14 protein-coding genes and 1 pseudogene are annotated in these 18,699 nt (G+C 63.7%); 6 read left to right on the top strand and 9 right to left on the bottom strand.

The genetic code is table 11. The features are described from left to right. The first annotated feature begins 37 nt into the window (after positions 1-37). The 3 genes from QEG70_RS03355 to bioD are packed head-to-tail and all read left to right on the top strand — an operon-like array spanning position 38 to position 3,269. A complete protein-coding gene (locus QEG70_RS03355) occupies positions 38-1,231 on the top strand; it encodes an aminotransferase class I/II-fold pyridoxal phosphate-dependent enzyme (RefSeq protein WP_308719448.1) in 1,194 nt (397 codons plus the stop codon). Continuing rightward, positions 1,228-1,878, top strand: coding sequence for an alpha/beta fold hydrolase (locus QEG70_RS03350; protein WP_308719347.1), 651 nt, complete (start codon positions 1,228-1,230; stop codon positions 1,876-1,878). The genes QEG70_RS03355 and QEG70_RS03350 overlap by 4 nt, the downstream gene beginning before the upstream one ends. Continuing rightward, positions 1,875-3,269, top strand: a complete 1,395-nt coding sequence (bioD, locus tag QEG70_RS03345; protein ID WP_308719346.1) for a dethiobiotin synthase — start codon at positions 1,875-1,877, stop codon at positions 3,267-3,269. The genes QEG70_RS03350 and bioD overlap by 4 nt, the downstream gene beginning before the upstream one ends. Positions 3,270-3,327: 58 nt before the next feature. Here bioD and lexA read toward each other — a convergent pair whose 3' ends face one another. Then, a complete protein-coding gene (gene lexA / locus QEG70_RS03340; protein WP_308719345.1) occupies positions 3,328-3,999 on the bottom strand; it encodes a transcriptional repressor LexA in 672 nt (223 codons plus the stop codon). A 117-nt stretch (positions 4,000-4,116) separates the two neighbouring features. Further along, positions 4,117-5,325 carry a molybdopterin molybdotransferase MoeA gene (locus tag QEG70_RS03335; protein ID WP_308719344.1) on the bottom strand — a complete coding sequence of 403 codons (1,209 nt, stop codon included), beginning with the start codon at positions 5,323-5,325 and terminating at the stop codon, positions 4,117-4,119. A gap of 160 nt (positions 5,326-5,485) precedes the next feature. On the opposite strand from QEG70_RS03335, the gene rpmG reads away from it, so the two are divergent. After that, the gene (gene rpmG / locus QEG70_RS03330; RefSeq protein ID WP_308719343.1) at positions 5,486-5,653 is read left to right on the top strand and encodes a 50S ribosomal protein L33; all 168 of its coding nucleotides are present in this window, start codon (positions 5,486-5,488) and stop codon (positions 5,651-5,653) included. Positions 5,654-5,741: 88 nt separating this feature from the next. Here the strand turns inward: rpmG and QEG70_RS03325 are convergent, their stop codons facing one another. Both QEG70_RS03325 and eno read right to left on the bottom strand, forming a co-directional pair. Beyond that, positions 5,742-6,071 (bottom strand): FtsB family cell division protein, encoded by a 330-nt coding sequence (locus tag QEG70_RS03325; RefSeq protein WP_308719342.1) that lies wholly within the window; start codon positions 6,069-6,071, stop codon positions 5,742-5,744. Between the two features lie 61 nt (positions 6,072-6,132). Further along, positions 6,133-7,413 (bottom strand): phosphopyruvate hydratase, encoded by a 1,281-nt coding sequence (eno, locus tag QEG70_RS03320; protein WP_061271804.1) that lies wholly within the window; start codon positions 7,411-7,413, stop codon positions 6,133-6,135. A 140-nt stretch (positions 7,414-7,553) separates the two neighbouring features. Here eno and QEG70_RS03315 point away from each other — a divergent pair, with 140 nt between their 5' ends. After that, positions 7,554-8,039 (top strand): DUF3429 domain-containing protein, encoded by a 486-nt coding sequence (locus QEG70_RS03315; protein WP_308719341.1) that lies wholly within the window; start codon positions 7,554-7,556, stop codon positions 8,037-8,039. Between the two features lie 79 nt (positions 8,040-8,118). On the opposite strand, the gene QEG70_RS03310 is transcribed toward QEG70_RS03315, so the two are convergent. The 5 genes and pseudogenes from QEG70_RS03310 to QEG70_RS03290 all read right to left on the bottom strand — a co-directional run bounded on the left by QEG70_RS03310 (position 8,119) and on the right by QEG70_RS03290 (position 16,645). Further along, positions 8,119-10,440: a xanthine dehydrogenase family protein molybdopterin-binding subunit gene (locus tag QEG70_RS03310; RefSeq protein WP_308719340.1), complete on the bottom strand. Its 2,322-nt coding sequence runs from the start codon at positions 10,438-10,440 to the stop codon at positions 8,119-8,121. Further along, positions 10,433-10,906: a (2Fe-2S)-binding protein gene (locus QEG70_RS03305; protein ID WP_061271735.1), complete on the bottom strand. Its 474-nt coding sequence runs from the start codon at positions 10,904-10,906 to the stop codon at positions 10,433-10,435. The genes QEG70_RS03310 and QEG70_RS03305 overlap by 8 nt, the downstream gene beginning before the upstream one ends. A gap of 21 nt (positions 10,907-10,927) precedes the next feature. Then, positions 10,928-12,256: a cytochrome c gene (locus QEG70_RS03300; RefSeq protein WP_308719339.1), complete on the bottom strand. Its 1,329-nt coding sequence runs from the start codon at positions 12,254-12,256 to the stop codon at positions 10,928-10,930. A 380-nt stretch (positions 12,257-12,636) separates the two neighbouring features. Then, positions 12,637-15,027, bottom strand: a pseudogene (locus tag QEG70_RS03295) (glucose/quinate/shikimate family membrane-bound PQQ-dependent dehydrogenase). A gap of 136 nt (positions 15,028-15,163) precedes the next feature. Further along, entirely contained in the window at positions 15,164-16,645 is a 1,482-nt protein-coding gene (locus tag QEG70_RS03290) for a mannitol dehydrogenase family protein (protein WP_308719338.1), read from the bottom strand. Between the two features lie 247 nt (positions 16,646-16,892). On the opposite strand from QEG70_RS03290, the gene QEG70_RS03285 reads away from it, so the two are divergent. Further along, a complete protein-coding gene (locus tag QEG70_RS03285; RefSeq protein ID WP_308719337.1) occupies positions 16,893-18,410 on the top strand; it encodes a replicative DNA helicase in 1,518 nt (505 codons plus the stop codon). Positions 18,411-18,699 lie beyond the last annotated feature (289 nt).

Raw genomic sequence — 18,699 nt, 5'->3', positions numbered from 1 at the left:
GGCGGGATTGACCGGGGCGGCAGGCTCCGGCAGGAGAATGCGCTTCATGGCCAGTTTTGACACCCTTTTCCAGACCGCGCTTGACCACATGGCGCAGCGTCATATCCGCCGCGTGCTGCGCCCCGTGCGCCAGACCGGGCCGGTCACCGTTATCCGTGACGGGCGCGCGCTGGTCAATTTCTCATCCAATGATTATCTCGGCCTGTCACATCACCCCGCCCTTGCCGCCCGCGCGGCGCAGTGGCTGCAGGAGGATGGAACAGGTGCTGGCGCCTCGCGGCTCGTGACCGGTACGAGTGCGAAGCATATGGCGGTGGAAGCGCGCCTCGCGGCCTTCAAGGGGGCGGAAGCGGCACTGCTGCTGGCCAGCGGGTGGCAGGCCAATGCGTCGGTACTGGCGGCCATATTGCGGCTGGCGGCCGATCAGGGCACGCCCCCGCTGGTCTTTGCCGACCGGCTGAACCATGCCAGCCTGCACCATGGCTGCATGGCGGCCGGCGTGCGGCAGATCCGCTTCCGGCACAACGACCTTGATCATCTGGAAAGCCTGCTGCGACGCCATGCCGATGAGCCGGGCCTGCGGATCATCGTGACGGAAAGTGTGTTCAGCATGGACGGCGACCGCACCGACATCGGCCGCCTCAGCGCGCTGGCGCGGCAACACGGCGCTTTTACCTACGTGGATGAAGCCCATGCCACCGGCGTGCTTGGCCCACAGGGGCGCGGCCTGTGCGCGGGGCATGAGATCGATCTGGTCATGGGCACGTTCAGTAAGGCGCTGGGTGGGTTTGGCGCATTCGTAACCGGCTCGCGTGCGTTGTGTGACTGGCTGGTCAATGCCTGCTCGGGCTTTGTGTTCACCACCGCCCCGCCGCCGGCCATGCTCGGCGCGATGGATGCGGCCCTTGAATGCGTGCCCCATCTGGATGGAGAACGCGCCCGGCTGGCCCGCAACGCAGCCCATATCCGCGACGTGGTGCGCGGTTGCGGCCTGTCGCCCGAACCCTCGACCACGCAGATCGTGCCGATCATGCTCGGCGACGCCGCGCGCGCCCTGCGCTTTGCCGCAAGCCTTGAGGCACAGGGCCTGCTTGCCGCCGCCATACGCCCGCCCACGGTGCCGCCCAATGGCAGCCGCATCCGCCTGGCACTGAGTGCGGCCCATACCGATGCCATGATCGACCAACTCGCCACAGCCATTCCGCTGGCCCTGCAACAGAGCGCAGCATGAGCGCCACCCTGCCGCTGGCCTTCGTGCATGGCTGGGCCTTCGACCCCACCTTCTGGGCCGCGACCCGCGCGGCCCTTGGCAAGACGCGCACGCGTTGCCTCGACTTCGGCTTCTTTGCCCCGCGCGCCCATATGGAACTGCCGCAGGAGCCCTATATCGGAGTCGGGCATTCACTGGGCACGTTATGGCTTCTGCGCCACCATGGCCCGCTGTGCCGGGGCCTGATCCTGATCAACGGCTTCAGCCGGTTCGGGGCCGGGCCGGATTTTACGGCTGGCATTGCACGGCGCGTGATCGAACGCATGCGGCAGGGACTGCTGCGCGCGCCACAGGGATTGCTGCACAGCTTCCGCCTGCGCGCGGGCATTAATTCGCCGGTGCCTGAGCCGATTGTGCGCGACCGGCTCGAAACCGGGCTCGAGGCCCTGATGGACATGGATTGCCGGGCCGACCTGCAGCGCACGACATGCCCCGTTCATGTCATGGCGGGCACGCAGGATGCCATTGCGCCCCCGGCGCTGACCAGGGCCTGTTTTCCTGCCTCCTCCCTTCAATGGCTGGAAGGCGGCCACCTGCTTCCGCTCACGCATGCCACGGCCTGCGCGGATGCCATCACCACCATGGCCAGACGGATAACGCCATCATGACGCGCAAGGACAGCATTGCCGCCGGTTTCGACTCAGCGCGGAATTATGAGCAGGCGGCCCGCATCCAGCGCATTGCCGCCGCCGAACTGGCCCGGCGCATTGCCGCTGGCATGCACCCTCATGCCCCGCGCCGCATTCTGGAAATTGGCTGTGGCACCGGCTTCCTGACCCGTGAACTGCGCCGTCTGTTCCCTCATGCCCACATCACCGCCACCGATATCGCGCCGGGCATGCTGCAACGCCTGGCCCAGCGCATGCCCGATGACGGGCAACTCGTGCTGCGCCGCATGGATGGCGAAGCGCCAGACCTGACCGGCCCGTTCGACCTGATCTGCTCCAGCCTGGCCATGCAGTGGTTTGCCGATCGCAAGACAGCCCTCGCCGCGCTGGCCCGCCTGCTGGCGCCGGGGGGGCATATGGCGCTGGCAACCCTGTGCGCGGGCAGCTTTCGCCAGTGGCGGGCCGCCTACAGGGCCGTGGACAGGACGTGCCCGATGGCCGATTACCCGTCCTGCGCCACGTTGCAGGCCGAATGGCCCGATTGTGGCGCAGGGCTGTGGGAGGATGCTGAACTCATTGATACGCCCGCTTCGCCACTGGCCTTCGTGCGCGAACTCCGGGCGATCGGTGCAACCCATACGGACAGCCCCCATACGGCTGGCCTGCGGCGGGTACTGGCCGCGGCAGGTGCGGGGGATGCGCCTTTTGCCATATCGTATCATGTGGCGTACGGGCAGTTCCATCGTGCACCATGGCCCGGTGTGTTCGTGACCGGCACGGATACGGATGTGGGCAAGACCGTCGCCTCCGCCGCTCTCGTGCGGGCCTGGAATGCTGCTTACTGGAAGCCGCTGCAAAGCGGCACGGATGATGCGCCATCCGACAGCACGAGCCTGCGCCACCTGGCGGGGATTGATGCCATGCGGCTCTATCCGCCTGCGGCAAGTTTCGGGGCATCCCTCTCGCCCGAGGATGCGGCGCGACAGGCCCATGCCCGCATCGACCCGGCCGGCATTGCCCTGCCACATCATGACCCATCCGCAGGCCCGTTGGTGGTGGAAGGGGCAGGGGGCGTGTTTGTGCCGATCGCCCCCGATTACCTGATGATCGACCTGATGGCGCGGCTGGCGCTGCCGGTGGTGCTGGTTGCACGCAGCACGCTGGGCACGATCAACCACACGCTGCTCAGCCTTGCCGCCCTGCGCGCACGCGGGTTGCGTGTGGCAGGCGTGATCCTGAATGGCCCGCTCGAACCCGTGGGGCGCGATGCCATCATGCGCCACGGGCAGGTCCGTATTCTGGCGCAGTTCCCACCCATGACGCCCATGGGGCCGGAAGCGGTGGCGCAACTGGCCACCCTGCTGCCGCCATGGCGTGATATCGTGCCGTGATAAGAACACCACCTTTTTTGAAAGAAAGGTGGCACCTTAAAACGTTGAGGCTGCCCGCTTAATAGCGCCGGATCAGGCCCGCCAGCGTGCCCTGTATGTACACACGCTCCGCCGGGAAAAGCCGGGTATCATACGCACTATTGGCCGGGATCAGCGCAATTTCGCTGCCTTGGTGGCGGATGCGCTTGAGGGTGACTTCATCGCCATCAATCAGCGCTACCACGATCTCGCCGTCGTTTGCGTGGTTCTGTTCACGGATGATGACCATGTCACCATCAAGAATACCCGCTTCCTCCATCGAGTTGCCCGTCACTTCCAACGCGTAATGGCTGGCCTTGCCCAGCATGTCGGCGGGCACGGTGATGCGGGTGGTCTCGGGGGTGATGGCCTCGATGGGATTGCCTGCGGCAATACGCCCCACGAAGGGCACATCCATCACCGCGGCGATCTGTTCAGGGGCAGGCATATCAGGCACGGGCTGGGGCGAATCGGCGGGGCGGGGCGGCGGCGGATCGATGTCGGGCAGGCGCAGGATCTCGAGCGCACGGGCCCGATGATGCCTGCGATGCAGGAATCCACGCTCCTCCAGCGCTGAAATGAGGCGATGAATGCCGGATTTGGAGCGCAGGCCAAGCGCGTCCTTCATTTCATCGAAGGAGGGGGAAAAGCCCGTCCGGCGCAGATGACTATCGATAAACAGCAAAAGCTCATGTTGTTTCCTGGTGAGCATGCCACATGTCCTTTTGCCGTGAGCAGCGCCGCCAATGCGCGAACGCCATGGAACAAATCAAAAACCTGTTCCATGTTCTATATTGGTTCCCCCTTGCGCGTCAACCGGCATTGCAGCCTATGCAAAGACATGATCGATACGGATGACCGCGCATTCATCGCCTGCCTGCGCCGCAGGCGCATGGGGCGCGCGGAGCACCAGCGCCTGGCTTTGCGCCAGCACGTGCAGCATGGCCGAATCCTGCACGGGGAAGGGCGTTGCCACCAGGCGGCCCTGTCCGTCATGGGCAAGGGTTGCGCGCAGGTGGTCCATGCGCTGGTCGTTTTGAGGCACGTCGCAGCCCAGAATGGCGCGTGTCGGCGGCTCGATGGCCTGCGCCAGCCCGGCCATGCGCCGCAGGGCAGGCAGCACGAACACGATGGAACACACGAAGGCCGCAACCGGGTTGCCTGGCAGGCCGATAAAGGGCAGGCGGCCCAGATGGCCTGACATCAGCGGGCGGCCCGGACGCATGGCAATCTTCCAGAAATCGGTTTTCAACCCTACCTGTTCCAGCCCGCGTCGCACCAGGTCATGGCTGCCCACGCTGGCGCCGCCTGCGGTCAGCAGCATGTCCACGCCATCGACCATGCGCTCGAGCGTTGCCATGTCGGCCATGTCATCACGCAGCACCGGCAGCATGACGGGCTCGGCGCCCACGGCGCGCAGCAGGGCAGCCAGCATGGGCGTATTGGCGTTGGCGATCTGGCCCGCGCCAATGGGGCTGCCGGGCAGCAGCAGTTCATCGCCCGTGGCGGCAATGGCCACGCGCGGGCGGCGCGTTACCTGCACCCATGCATTGTTGGCCGCTGCCGCCAGCCCCACATCCCGTGCTGACAGCCTGTGGCCTGCAGGCACAAGCATCTGCCCCGCTGCAAAATCCTGCCCCTTGCGACGCACATAGGTGCCGGGTGCGAGCGTGTGCGTGGTGTGCGCGCTCGCACCCTCGCGCTGCGCATTTTCCTGTATCAGCACGGCGTCGGCGCCTGCGGGCATCACGCTACCGGTAAAGATCCGCACGCATTGCCCCGGGCCAACCGTGCCGGTAAAGGGATGGCCCGCAGGGGCCTCGGCAATGCAGGCAAGCGTTACCCCGCCAGCCGAAAGATCAGCCGCGCGCACGGCGTAGCCATCCATGGACGAGACATCTTCTGGCGGGTTGAACAGCTCCGCCATGATGGGGGCCGCGCTAACGCGCCCGCAGGCATCGGTCAGGGCCACGACCTCGGCAGGCAGGGGGAAAACCCCCTCCAGAATCCGCTCACGGGCTTGCGCTACACTCAACATCGGGCACGGCACTCCATTTTTTTTGCCATTCTGGGTCGATTCCAGCAGAAATATTGGTCAAGGCGCTTGACCTGAGCCTTGTGTATGCGCATTTTCCGCCAACTTGAACCACTGCTGCACCTGAGTGTTCCAGCAGCGGCGGAGCAGTGCTGAGGATATCATGGCCAAGAGCAACACCATTCAGATCAAACTCGTCTCCACGGCGGACACGGGCTACTTCTATGTGACCAAGAAGAATGCCCGCGCCCAGAATGGCAAGATGGAACTGCGGAAATACGACCCCGTCGCGCGCAAGCACGTGGCCTTCCGCGAAGCGAAGATCAAATAATCTCCCGATCTGTGGAGATGAAAAAAACCCCGGCAGGTTTTCCGCCGGGGTTTTTTTATATCTGCTGCCTGCCGTAGCGCCGGACCCTTCAGTACAGATGGTCATGCTCGGCATAAGGCACCACAATCTCGTCCTGGCGCGCGAGGTTCTGCATGGAGCGGGCGCGTTCATCGAGCAGGTCGGTGTCGAGCGCGCCTTCCTTGAGGCCACGCACGCGGCGCAGCCACACTTCCTGCTCGGCGGTGGCGTCCTGCTGGGCCGAACGCGCTTCATCAAGCAGGTGCAGTTGCGTGGCGTAGCTGTGCAGCCCATGCTCGCCACGCATGACGTTCCAGCCAAAATAGCCTGTCAGCGCGATGAACAGGGCAGGGGGAATGGTTGCCCGCATCACACGCTTCGCGATCCTGACTATCTGCATTCCATCTCCCCTTGCCGTATTCCTGTAAGCCGGACGGGCTTAACCCGTCCGGGCCAGCGTGTCACCCGTTCTTGAGAATCGTGCGCCCGGCATAGCGTGCCGCCGTGGCCAGTTCGTTCTCGATACGGATCAGCTGGTTGTATTTTGCCGTGCGGTCGGAGCGCGACAGCGAGCCGGTCTTGATCTGCCCGCAATTCGTCGCCACGGCCAGGTCGGCGATGGTGCTGTCTTCCGTCTCGCCCGAGCGGTGGCTCATCACGGCCGTATAGCCCGCATGCTGGGCCATCTGCACCGCTTCCAGCGTCTCGCTCAGCGTGCCGATCTGGTTGACCTTGACCAGCAGGGAATTGGCTACGCCATCCTTGATGCCCCGGCGCAGGCGGTCGGGGTTGGTCACGAACAGGTCATCGCCCACCAGTTGCAGCTTGTGGCCCAGATTGGCGGTCAGCTCGGCCCAGCCTTCCCAGTCGTCTTCCGCAAGGCCATCCTCGATGGAGATGATGGGGTAGCGGGCGGAGAGATCGGCCAGATAGGCGATCATGCCAGCCGCATCGAGGCTCCTGTCCTCTCCCGCCAGTTCGTAGCGGCCATTTTTATAGAACTCGGTGGCCGCGCAATCGAGGGCGAAGGTCACGTCATCACCCGGCTTGTAGCCCGCCGCCTCGACCGCGCGCATCATGAAGCCAAGCGCTTCATCCGCCGATTTCAGCGCCGGGGCAAACCCGCCTTCATCGCCGACATTGGTGTTGTAGCCAGCGCCTGACAGGCTCTTCTTGAGCTGGGCAAAGATTTCGGACCCCATGCGGATGGCATCGGTGACCGTGGGGGCACCCACGGGCTGGATCATGAATTCCTGGATGTCGATCGGGTTATCGGCATGCTGGCCGCCATTGATGATGTTCATCATCGGCACGGGCAGGGTGCGCGCATAGACGCCGCCCACGTAGCGGTAGAGGGGGACCTGCAGTTCCTCCGCCGAGGCCTTGGCGACCGCAAGCGATACGCCAAGGATGGCGTTGGCACCCAGCCGGGCCTTGTTGGGGGTGCCATCAAGGTCGATCATCGCCTCGTCAATGGCGACCTGGTCGGTCGATTCCACGCCCTGCAATGCTTCGAGGATTTCACCTTCGACATTGGCCGCAGCCTTGAGCACGCCCTTGCCGCCATAGCGCTTGGGGTCGCCATCACGCAGTTCCACGGCTTCATGCGCGCCGGTGGAAGCGCCTGACGGCACGGCGGCGCGGCCCTTGGCGCCCGATGCCAGCTCAACATCCACCTCGATGGTGGGATTGCCCCGGCTGTCAAGGATTTCACGGGCGATGATATCGATAATGGCGCTCATGGTATCTGTTTCCTCAGATTTGACATTATGGGGATACCGCATGCCACCGGCACGCATATCCTTCCCCACGATAACAGATGCAACGCATCGCGCCAGAGTAGGCTATGCACTCAGCACAAGATATTAGGAGACCCCCTGCCGTGAAACGCCTGCCGCTGCTTGCCATCGTCACCGCCCTGGCCAGCCTGCTGCCACTGGTTGGCTGCACCTGCGCGATTCTGTTCCTTTCACCCGACCACACCCCACGCCTGCTGACCGCCGCCGTGGGCTATGGGGCGGTCATGCTGTCGTTCCTCGGGGCGGTGCATTGGGGCCTGGCGCTGGAGCAGCCTGACATCATACCCGCAGGCGGCACGCAGCGGCTGACCAACCTGCGCCTCGCACTGGGCGGACTGCCTGCCTTCATTGGCTGGATCGGGCTATGCGCCGCCACCGTGCAGGAACTCGCCGGGCTCATGACACTGATTGCAGGGTTTGCTGCAACAGTCGTGGTGGAGCGCATGGCCTGGCGGCAGGGGGCGATGCCACGGGGCTACATGACGGTGCAGTGGTTTGTCATCTGCCTGGCGGAGCTGTGCTTCGTGGCGATTCTGGCCGCCTGCATGGGCATGCGCCCCGGTAGCTGAAGGCAATGCGCAGGCCATGAAAAAAGCCCGGCATGCAAGGCGCATGCCGGGCTTTTCTATCGCATCAGGACAGAAGGGATCAGCTTCCCTGCAATCCGCGCAGCACATCGGCCGGGCGCACCGGCATGTGGCGCAGGCGCACGCCCACGGCATTGAAGATGGCGTTGCCAATGGCTGGCCCCACCACCGTCGTGCCCGGCTCACCAAGGCCCATCGGCTTTTCGGTGCTGGGCAGGAACTCAATGTCCATCTCCGGCGTATCGGCAATACGCAGCGGAGTATAGGTGTTGAGGTTCCGGTCCACGGGCAGGCCGTTCACGATTTCCGTGTTCTCGAACAGGACCATGCTCAGGCCCCACAGCGCGGCACCCTCGGTCTGGGCCTTGGCGCCATCGGGGTCAACCACGGTGCCCGCATCAACCACGATGGTCAGCTTCTGGCAGGTGACCACGCCGGTGCTGCGGTCAACATGCACCTGTGCCACGCAGCCGATCCAGGTCGGCATGCCGCGTTCCTGCCCTGCCGTTGTGGCAAGGCCGAGTGCGGTATCCTTGGGCAGGGTGGTCTTGCCCCAGTTCACCTTTTCCATCAGGCGGCGCACAACGGCAGCCTGACGCAGCGCGCCACCGACGGAGTCCGGCGCTTCACCCTTGTTGCGGCCCTGTGCGGTCAGCAGGTCAAGGCGGAACTGGGCAGGGTCTTTTTTCTGGCGATGCGCGACCTCATCGAGGAAGCACTCGACCCCCCAACTGGTCCAGCCAGGGCTGACCGAACGCAGCCAGCCAGGGCGGAAGGTCTTCTCCGCCAGGTCGTTGCGCAGCGCGCGCACCCGGAAGGCCCCCACCTCGTACCAGTGATCGCCACCGGCGATGGCGAACTGGTCATAAGGCTTGCCGTCCACGCCCTTTTCCATGAAGACTTCGGCCATGACACCCGTGGGCCAGCCCGCGGCGGCCTGGTAGTCCATGCCCGTGATCCTGTCGCTGCCATCAAACGCCATGCGCACGCGCTGGACGGAAGGCGAGCGGAAGGAATCGAACTGCATGTCATCCGAGCGGGTCAGGATCAGCTTGACCGGCTTGCCACCAAGCGCCTTCGACGCAAGGGCGGCGGGGATCATGTAGTCACCATTCAGCCTGCGGCCAAACCCGCCACCAAGCAGGTAGCTGCGCAGGATCACCTTGCTCTCGGGCACCTGCAGCGCCTTGGCCAGCGTGGGCAGGATCAGGCTCTGCCACTGGTTGCCAGCATGGATCTCGTACACGCCATCCTTCTCGAAGGCGACGGCATTGGTCGGCTCAAGCTGGTAGTGCAGCACGGATGCGCAGGTATATTCCTGCTCCATGACCGTATGCGCGCTGGTGAAGGCCTGGTCCACGCCATCATCATTGAAGATGTAGACGCCACCATCCCTGTTCTTGATCAGCTCGCGGCCACGGTCCTGAATGTCCGCCTCGGATGTGTGGATGGTCTCGCCCGGCGTCCAGTCCACCTTCAGCGCATCGGCTGCGCGGATGGCGGCGCTGTAGGTCTTGGCCAGCACCACAACCCAGCCCTGCACCACCTCGGACGGATCTTCGATAATCAGGTAGCGCTCGTAGCCCTTGATCTTCCTGGCGTCCGTATCATCAACGGAGCGCACCTTCGAGCCATAGCGGGTCGGCGGCATCTTGGGGCGGGCATAGACCATGCCCTCAACCTTGACGTCGATGCCGTAGATGGCGGTGCCGTTGGTCTTGGCGGGAATGTCCAGAGCCTTGATCTCGGCATTGCCGATCAGGCGGCGTTCGCTCGCGGGCTTGAGCGGCAGCTTGGCCATTTCCTCAGGCGTGAAGGAATGCGACGGATGGCCCTTGGCCACGATATCACCAAAGCTGATCTGCCTGGTGCCAGCCGTCACGATGCCATTGGCGACCGTGCACTTGTCGGGTGTCGTGCCAAGCAGGCGGGCGGCTTCCTCGACCAGCGCGGTGCGGGTCGCGGCACCGGCCTGGCGGAACACATCCCACGTCATCCATACCGACCAACTGCCGCCGGTCACCATCAGGCCCCATTTGGGGTCGGTATCGACGTAGTTGATGCGGACCTTGCTCCAGTCGGCTTCCATCTCGTCCGCGATGATGCGGGCAAGCGCCGTGCCGATATGCTGGCCCATTTCCGCGCGGATGATGTTGACCGTGATCTCGCCATCGGGCGCGATCGAGCACCAGATGGTCGGCTCGAACGCGCCATCGCCGGGCAGCGCCTTGTCGAGCGGGAAAATCTGGTTGGCCGAGGCCGGGCGCGCGAAGCCGAACATGACCCCGGCCCCCAACGATGTGACAAGAAAGCCGCGACGCGACAGGTTGGTCTGTTCGCGGCGTCCGTCCTTGCCCAGGCGGAAGCGGTTTAATCTACCCATTTGATGCATCTCCGCGTGCGTTGGCCGCGGCCTTCTTGATGGCCTCACGAATGCGAATGTAGGTCATGCACCGGCACAGGCTGCCCGCCATGACGGCATCGATTTCCTCATCCGTGGGAGAAGGGTAATCCTTCAGCAGGCTCACGGCCTGCATGATCTGCCCGGACTGGCAGTAGCCGCATTGCGGCACCTGGATCTCGCGCCAGGCCTGCTGCACGGGGTGGTTACCCTCGGGGTCGATGCCTTCGATCGTGGTGATGTCGGCACCTTCTGCCGCGCTGACTGGCGTCACGCACGAGCGGGTGGCCCGGCCACCGATATGGATGGTGCACGCACCACACATGCCGATGCCACAACCGAATTTTGTTCCGGTCAGGCCAACTTCGTCGCGGATGACCCACAGCAGGGGGGTATCATCCGGCACGTCAACGGTTACGTCTCGTCCATTGAGGCGAAAGGTCGTCATGTTCTAGCTCCGTCTTTCAGCTCAATGGGACGACGCGACAGGCGGCGTAGGCAGGGTCTTGCGCACGTCGGCGGCCTTCTTTTCGAGATCGTTCCACGGCGGCAGGGTCGTGCGGGTTGCGCGCAGGTAGGTTGCCAGCCGGGCCAGATCCGCATCCGAGAAGGAATGGTAGAAACTGGGCATGGACACCGTGGAAATGCCTTCCGTCGTGCCAATCCCGCGCAGGATGACCTGGAACAGGTTGGTCGGCTCATCCAGCCACAGCGCATTGTTCAGCGCGAGATCGGGGCGGCCTTCAACCGGCTGCGGGCCTGCATTGGCGTGGCACGCGGCACAGGCGCCGGCATAGAGCTTGGCGTTCGGGTTGACCTGCGGGCCGACCAGATCCTTCATCGATGCCTTCATGGCCCATGCAAGGGCCTTGGGGTCCTGGCTGACGCGGGTCGAGGCATGATCGATCTCGGCCAGGTAATGCGCGATGGCATGCACGTCCGATTCCGGCATTTCGCTCAGGCCGCCATGCACCACCGGCGACATCGGGCCAGCGGCACTGCCGTGCAGCGGCGCGGAACCAAAGCGCAGGTATTTGAAATACTCGTCCTCGGTCCATACGACCGGGGTCGGGTTATGATCATTGAGCGGGGGGGCGATCCAGTTATCGACCGGGGCGCCATCATAGGGCGCGCCAGCCTTTTCGGCCCCCATCAGGTTACGCGGCGTGTGGCACGCCGAGCAGTGGCTCAGGCCTTCGGCCAGGTAGGCGCCACGGTTCCACTCGGCATCCTGCTTCGGGTTGTTCTTGAGCGGCCCTTCATGCAGGAACAGGAGTTTCCAGCCCGCCTGCTCGAGGCGGATGTTGAAGGGGAAGCCCACCGTATTGTCGCGCTTGACCGAATGCACGGGCTGGCGCGTCATGAGGAAGGCGTAGACCGCGTCGATGTCCTCATCCGTCATGTGGGTGAAGTGATCGAACGGGAAGGCGGGGAAGAGCTGCGTGCCGTCACGCGAGATGCCCTTGCGCATGGCGCGCTTGAAGGCAGCCTCCGACCAGTGGCCGATGCCCGTCTCGGGGTCGGGCGTGATGTTGGAGGAGAAGATGGCGCCAAAGGGCGTGTCCATCTTGTAGTCACCTGCAAGCTCGACGCCACGCACGCCATCGGTGCGGGTATGGCACTCCGCGCAGTAGCCGCCAGCGGCCAGCACGCGCCCGCGCTCGATCTGGGCGGCGGTGAAGGTGGAGGGAGGAGGCGGTGCAACCGGCGCAATGGCCGGATACCATGCATAGGCCAGGAACCCGACGCCACCGGCGACACCGATCCCCACAATCGCTGCTGCAATACGTTTAATCACGATGTTCTCGCGGTTGTGAAAGTCATCATATCACCCCGTATCATCCGCCCGGTTCCAGTGCCGTCATGGCGCGAAACACAGGAGGCGGCGCAACATTGCACCCCCTCCGAAGCACCGGAACTGCCGGATGTGCGGGAACATCGGCGCCACGGCGGAAACTTTAGTATTACCGTTTCCTAATCAAGCCATTCGGGCGCGCGTAAGATCAAAGCGATGATAAGACTTATTTGATTTTCTGCTGAATGCACAAAATCCCTGCAAAACCGTGGATAATGGTTTGCAAGGTGGCCTGTATGAGCAGCATCTATATACAGGTGAATATAGATGTGACGGGCAATGTCAAGCCGGGGAAGGAAAAAATCCTTCCCCGGTGCGGGGCCTCAGTTCCCGTCAGGCAGGCTGTAGGCGACGATGTAGTCACCAAGCTTGGTGCCGAACGACCCGTGGCCGCCATCAGCCGTGACGATGTACTGCTTGCCATCGACCGCATAGGTCATGGGCGTGGATTGGCCACCGGCGGGCAGGCGGTCCTGCCACAGCACCTGGCCATTCGTCACGTCATAGGCGCGGATGTAGTAATCGAGCGTAGAGGTGAGGAAGGCCACGCCACCCGCCGTGGTGAGCGGGCCGCCAAGGCTGGGCACGCCCATCTTGATGGGCAGGGGCAGCGGCGCGCTGTCACGGATCGTGCCGTTGCGGTGCTTCCACACGATCTTGTTGGTGCGCAGGTCGATGCCCGACATGTAGCCCCAGGCAGGCTGCTTGCACGGCAGGCCAAACGGCGAGAGGAACGGATGCAGGTCCACGCCGTAAGGCACGCCAAACTGCGGCTGCACGCCACTCTCCGAGCCCGAGGGCAGGGACTTGTCAGGCGTTGCCGGGTTGTTCGGCCCGCGCGGGATCAGTCTGGAAACGAACGGAATGGCGATGGGGTTGGCAATCGCGATCTGGCGCACGGGGTCAACCGCAAGCCCGCCCCATTCGAACATGCCAAGGTTGCCGGGGAAGACCAGCGTGCCCTGCAGCGAAGGCGGCGTGAATGTGCCGTCATAGCGCAGGCGATGGAACATGATGCGGCAGATCAGCTGGTCATACATCGTGCCGCCCCACATGTCGGCATCGGTCAGCAGCTTCTTGGGGCGGAAGCTCAGCTGCGAGAAGGGCTGCGTGGGCGAAACGTGATCGCCCGGCGCTGCGCCCTGCGGCACCGGCTGTTCGGGGGCAGGGACCACGAGCCGGCCGTTGCGCCGGTCAAGCACGAAGATGTTGCCGGTCTTGGCCGGGGCGTACAGGGTGGGGATGACCTCGCCCTGTTCGTTGCGGATATCGACCAGGCTGGGCTGGGCGGGGATGTCCATGTCCCACAGGTCGTGGTGCACGGTCTGGTAGGACCAGACCAGCTTGCCGGTGGAGGCGTTGAGCGCCACGATGGAGCTTGCATAGCGCTCGGCATCGGCACCGCGGTTGCCTCCCCAGATATCGGGCGTCTGCACGCCCATGGGGATGTAGATCAGGTCGAGTTTGGCGTCATAGGATGACGTGATCCACGAATTGGGTGAGTTCGGCACGAAGCTGTGGTGCTCGGACGGCATCTCGTTCGGATCGGGGTTGCCGGGGTCGAACGCCCATTTCAGCGCGCCGGTATGCACGTCGAAGCCGCGCGTCACCCCCGAAGGCTCATGCGTGGAATAGTTGTCGGTTACGGCGCCGGACACGATCACGGTGGTATCGGTCACGACCGGGGGAGAGGTGGGTTCGTAAAAGCCCAGCGTCTTGACCGGCATGCCGTCCTGCAGGTTCACCACGCCATTATTGCCAAAGCTTGCGCAGCGCGCGCCGGTTGCGGCATCGAGCGCGAAAAGCTGGCCATCATTGGTGGGCAGGAAAATGCGGCGCGCGCATTCGGTCGGCGCTGCGGCACCCTCTGCTGCCTGCGCATCATCCGCCTTGTCCTCATGATAGGACACGCCACGGCAGGTCAGGTGCTGGAAGGTGGGGTTGTAGGCCAGCTTGGGGTCAAACTTTCACCGCTGCTGGCCGGTCTTCGCATCGAGCGCGAACAGGATCTGGTGGGGGGTGCACAGGTAGAGCGTATCACGGATCTTGATGGGCGTGACTTCGTCGGTGATTTCACCGGGGTCATTGGGTCCGCGCAGGTCGCCGGTGCGGAAGGTCCAGGCAACCTTCAGCTTGCTGACATTGCTGGCATTGACCTGCTTGAGCGGGGAGAACCGGTCACCAAACTGGGTGCGGCCATAGGCCTGCCAGTCCTCATCGGGCATCTGGTGGGCATCGCCCGGCTCGGGGGCATTTTCCGCCACGGGCGGCAGGCTGCCCGCGATATCCTGCGGGTCCTGTGTCAGGGCCGCGCCAACGACGACCACGGCGGCACCGATCGCGCCGAACAGGGGCAGGCGGGTGGCAGGGCTGGCAGGCTGCAGGTGGCGCGTGACCCACGGCAGGGCGAGCACGATGCCAATGGGCACCAGAATATCGCCACGCGGTGCGAGTGCCCAGAAATCAAACCCGGCTTCCTGCACGGCCCATACCATCGTGCCAAGCAGGAGCACGGCATAGACCGTAAGCGCCATGGCCTGCCGCCGCGCCAGCAGCACGGCCGTGACCAGCAGCAATATGCCAGCGATGACATAATAAAAGGAGCCGCCGATGAGACACAGCCATAGCCCGCCTCCCAGCAGGTAGAGACCTGTCAGGGCGCAGACGGCAATGGCCGCGGCGAGAAGGGGAGCCGAGCGCATGAGGCTATTCATAAGTTTTCCTGATTACCGTGATACAGTCCGAACATTTTCAATGAGAAAACGTAGGAGACGCCATCAGGTCAAGCCCAACATTATGAATAAAACGTGTGTCGTAATATTTCAGGAGGTTAAATCTCCCCCTGAACGTCTATTCCCCGGCGGATATAACCTCCGCCAGCGTGGCGCGGGTTCCCCGGTCGCGCAGGGACTGGCGCAAGGCAAGGTAGCGCTGCACGAAAACCGTGCTTTCCCGCAGGTCCCAGCCTGCAAAGGCGGTCATGTCCAAGGCATCTTCAAGGTTGGATGAGGCCGCTTTGAGGCGGTCTTCATCGGTCAGGTGTGGCTCGACCACATCATAGACTGTGCCTTTATCATCACGCCCGCGCAGATATTCCGCATAGCAGGCCACCACGAAGGCAATCCGCTCTACCGGGCGGTTATGGGCGATCACGCCCATGGCGGTGCTCCTGATGAACATGGACAGCTTGGAGGTGCTGTCAAAGGCAATGCGCAGCAACTGGTCGCTGATCGCCTTGTTGCGGAAACGGTGCAGCAGCCGCCTGCCATAGTCCCGCAGCGCCATGCCTGGTGGCGCATGCAGCAGGGGTTCGGCATCAAAGGCCAGATACTGCTCGACGAGGGCCACCTCGTTGAGGTCCAGCATGATCTCGCTGACAAACCGGTAGCCCGACAGCACGCCCGAAAGTCCGAGCAGCGAGTGGGAGGCATTGAGCATGTGCAGCTTCACCGCCTCATAAGGCTCGACATTATCGGTAAACTGCACGCCCACGGCATCGAGTTCGGGGCGGCCCGCGCAGAATTTGTCCTCGACGACCCACTGGATGAAATCCTCGCAGAAAACGGGAATACGGTCATCCAGTCCGCTTTCGGCATCGAGGCGTTTGACATCCTCAGGGTGCACGGCGGGGGTGATGCGGTCCACCATGGTGCAGGGGAAGGTGACGTTCTCCTCCATCCATTGCGCCAGCCCCGCGTCACGCGCCCGCGCCCATCCGAGGAAGGCGGCACGGGCCACATGGCCGTTCTGGGGCAGGTTGTCGCATGACAGGATGGTGAACGGACCCGCACCGCTCTCGCGCCGCTGGCGGAGTGCCTCGGTCAGCAGGCCGAACACCGTGTGCGGAACCTCACGCTTGAGGTCTTCGGCAATGACGGGGTGATCGAGGGGGAAGACGCCATTTTCATCAACGTAATAGCCACCCTCGGTCACGGTCAGGCTGACAATGCGAATAGCGGGGTCGGCCAGGCGGGCGATGGTGGCGGTCCGGTCGGCGGGGGCGTACATATACTCCGTAATGGAGCCGATCACGCGCACCACGTTCGGCGCATCGGGTGCGCATTCGGTCAGGGAATACAGGCAGTCCTGTGCTGCCATGTCCTGCGCCTTGAGCGCCTCGTGCGGGTTTTCCATCAGGCCAACGCCCAGCAGGCCCCAGCCTTCCTGGCCCGCGCGCGCCAGCACGCGGTCGATATAGACGGCCTGATGCGCGCGATGAAAATTGCCAACGCTGATATGCGCGATGCCGGGCGTTACCTTGCTGCGGTCATAGGCAGGCACCACGATCTCGGGCGGCAGGTGGGGCAGGGATGTCTTGTTGAGTGGGGTCATGACCATATTTCCACGGAAAGGATTTTTCGACGCCTAATCAGAAAAGACCCATGCGGCAACCCGCCCGCCTGCGCCTTTGGCACCTGCAGGCTTGTCAGGCATGGGCAAAAAGCGCGCTACCCCGCGCGTTGGCCCGGAGCCGGGCAGAAAACATGTTTTTTATTATGCCACGCAGGACAGCCCGCTGGCGCGGTCATGCGTAATCACCTCTTCCGGCACGGCCGTCTGATCGGATAGAAGGGAAGGCGTGAATACCATCCAGAATCCTCCCTCCGCTGAGTCCCGCCAGCCGGACTCGCTCCTTGGCGTGTCGCAGCGCCTGCCGCCTGCCAACCTGCAGGCCGAGCAGGCGCTGCTCGGCGCGTTGCTGACCAACAACAAGGCCTATGATCGTGTTTCCGACTTCCTGACCGGCGCGCATTTCGCCGATGAGATCAACGGGAAGATCTATGATGCGATTTCGCAGCATATCGAGGAAGGCAAGCTGGCCGACCCGGTCACGCTGCGCATCTATTTCCAGAATACCGGCGTGCTCGACCCCGTGGGCGGCACATCCTATCTGGCCAAGCTGCTGACATCGATGGTCGGCATCATCAACGCTGCCGATTATGGCCGCGTGATCCATGATGCCTGGATCCGTCGCCAGCTGATCGATATCGGGCAGGACGTGGTGAACAACGCCTTTGGCGCGCGCCCTGACCTTGATGGCCCCGACCAGATCGCCGCCAGCGAGGAGGCGCTGTTCCGCCTCGCCACCGAGAAGGGGCAGGATGGCGGCTTCCTGTCCTTTGACCGGGCCCTGGCCGATGCGGTCAAGATTGCCCAGCACGCCTTTGACCGTAACGGCGACGTGGTGGGCCTGACCACGGGCCTGCGCGACCTCGACAAGAAAACCGGCGGCCTGCATCCATCCGACCTGCTGATCCTGGCCGGGCGCCCCGCCATGGGCAAGACGGCGCTGGCCACCAAGATCGCGTTCTCCGCCGCGCGCTCGCTCATGCAGGCTGCACGCGATGCCGAGGATGATGCCAAGCCCAAGGGCTCGGTCGCCATCTTCTCGCTGGAAATGTCGGCCGAACAGCTCGCTACCCGTATCCTGTCTGAGCAATCCAGCGTCTCGGGCGAGAAAATCCGCCGTGGCGAACTGGTGCAGAAGGAATTCGACCGCTTTGTGCAGGTCAGCCGCGAACTGGCCCAACTGCCGCTGCATATTGACGATACGCCCGCCATCACGCTCTCGGCCATGCGCACGCGCTGCCGCAGGCTGGCGCGCACCAAGGGGCTGAGCCTCGTGGTGGTCGATTACCTGCAGCTCATGCGGCCCTCGGTCGGCACCAAGGCCGATAACCGCGTGCTCGAGATTTCCATGATCACGCAGGGGCTCAAGGCGCTGGCCAAGGAACTCTCGGTGCCGGTCATTGCGCTATCGCAGCTCTCACGCCAGGTGGAGAGCAGGGAAGACAAGCGGCCCATGCTGTCGGACCTGCGTGAATCCGGCTCGATCGAGCAGGACGCGGATGCGGTGATGTTCGTCTATCGTGACCAGTACTACCTACAGCAGCGCCAGCCCAAGGAAACCTCCTACGATTCCGTGGACAAGTACCAGACCGCGATGGAGGAGTGGCAGCGCAAGATGGACCTGGCCCATAACCGTGCCGAGCTGATTCTGGAAAAGCAGCGTCATGGCCCGACAGGGACGGTGAACCTGTTCTTCGAAGGCGAGTTCACGCGCTTTGGCGACCTCGACATGTACCACGACGCTTAAGGGAAGGGTGAAAGTGATGCGCCGTATCCGGGCGGCGCATCACCGTGGCATATCAGCCACAAGCAGCGGGAGATGGCTGGCTGGTTGGGACAGCCGCGTGCACAAAACCGCACAGCCGGAATGGGATGGCAAAGGCAGACAGGTCGGCCACAGGTAACCTCTTTCCCGCGCACCCAAAAGTTTTATAAGAAATATTATGCCAACAAATTGGGTATGAAAGAAGGCCGAGCGTATGATCTAGCCAGTTTCGCCATGTTCCATAATGGCCAAGCCGTCCGCAATCCGGCAT

The sequence above is a fragment of the Komagataeibacter xylinus genome (assembly GCF_031081985.1).
Lineage (GTDB): Bacteria > Pseudomonadota > Alphaproteobacteria > Acetobacterales > Acetobacteraceae > Komagataeibacter > Komagataeibacter xylinus_E.
The sequence above is the reverse complement of the archived record's forward strand: the minus strand, read 5'-3'. Positions and strand labels throughout refer to the sequence as shown.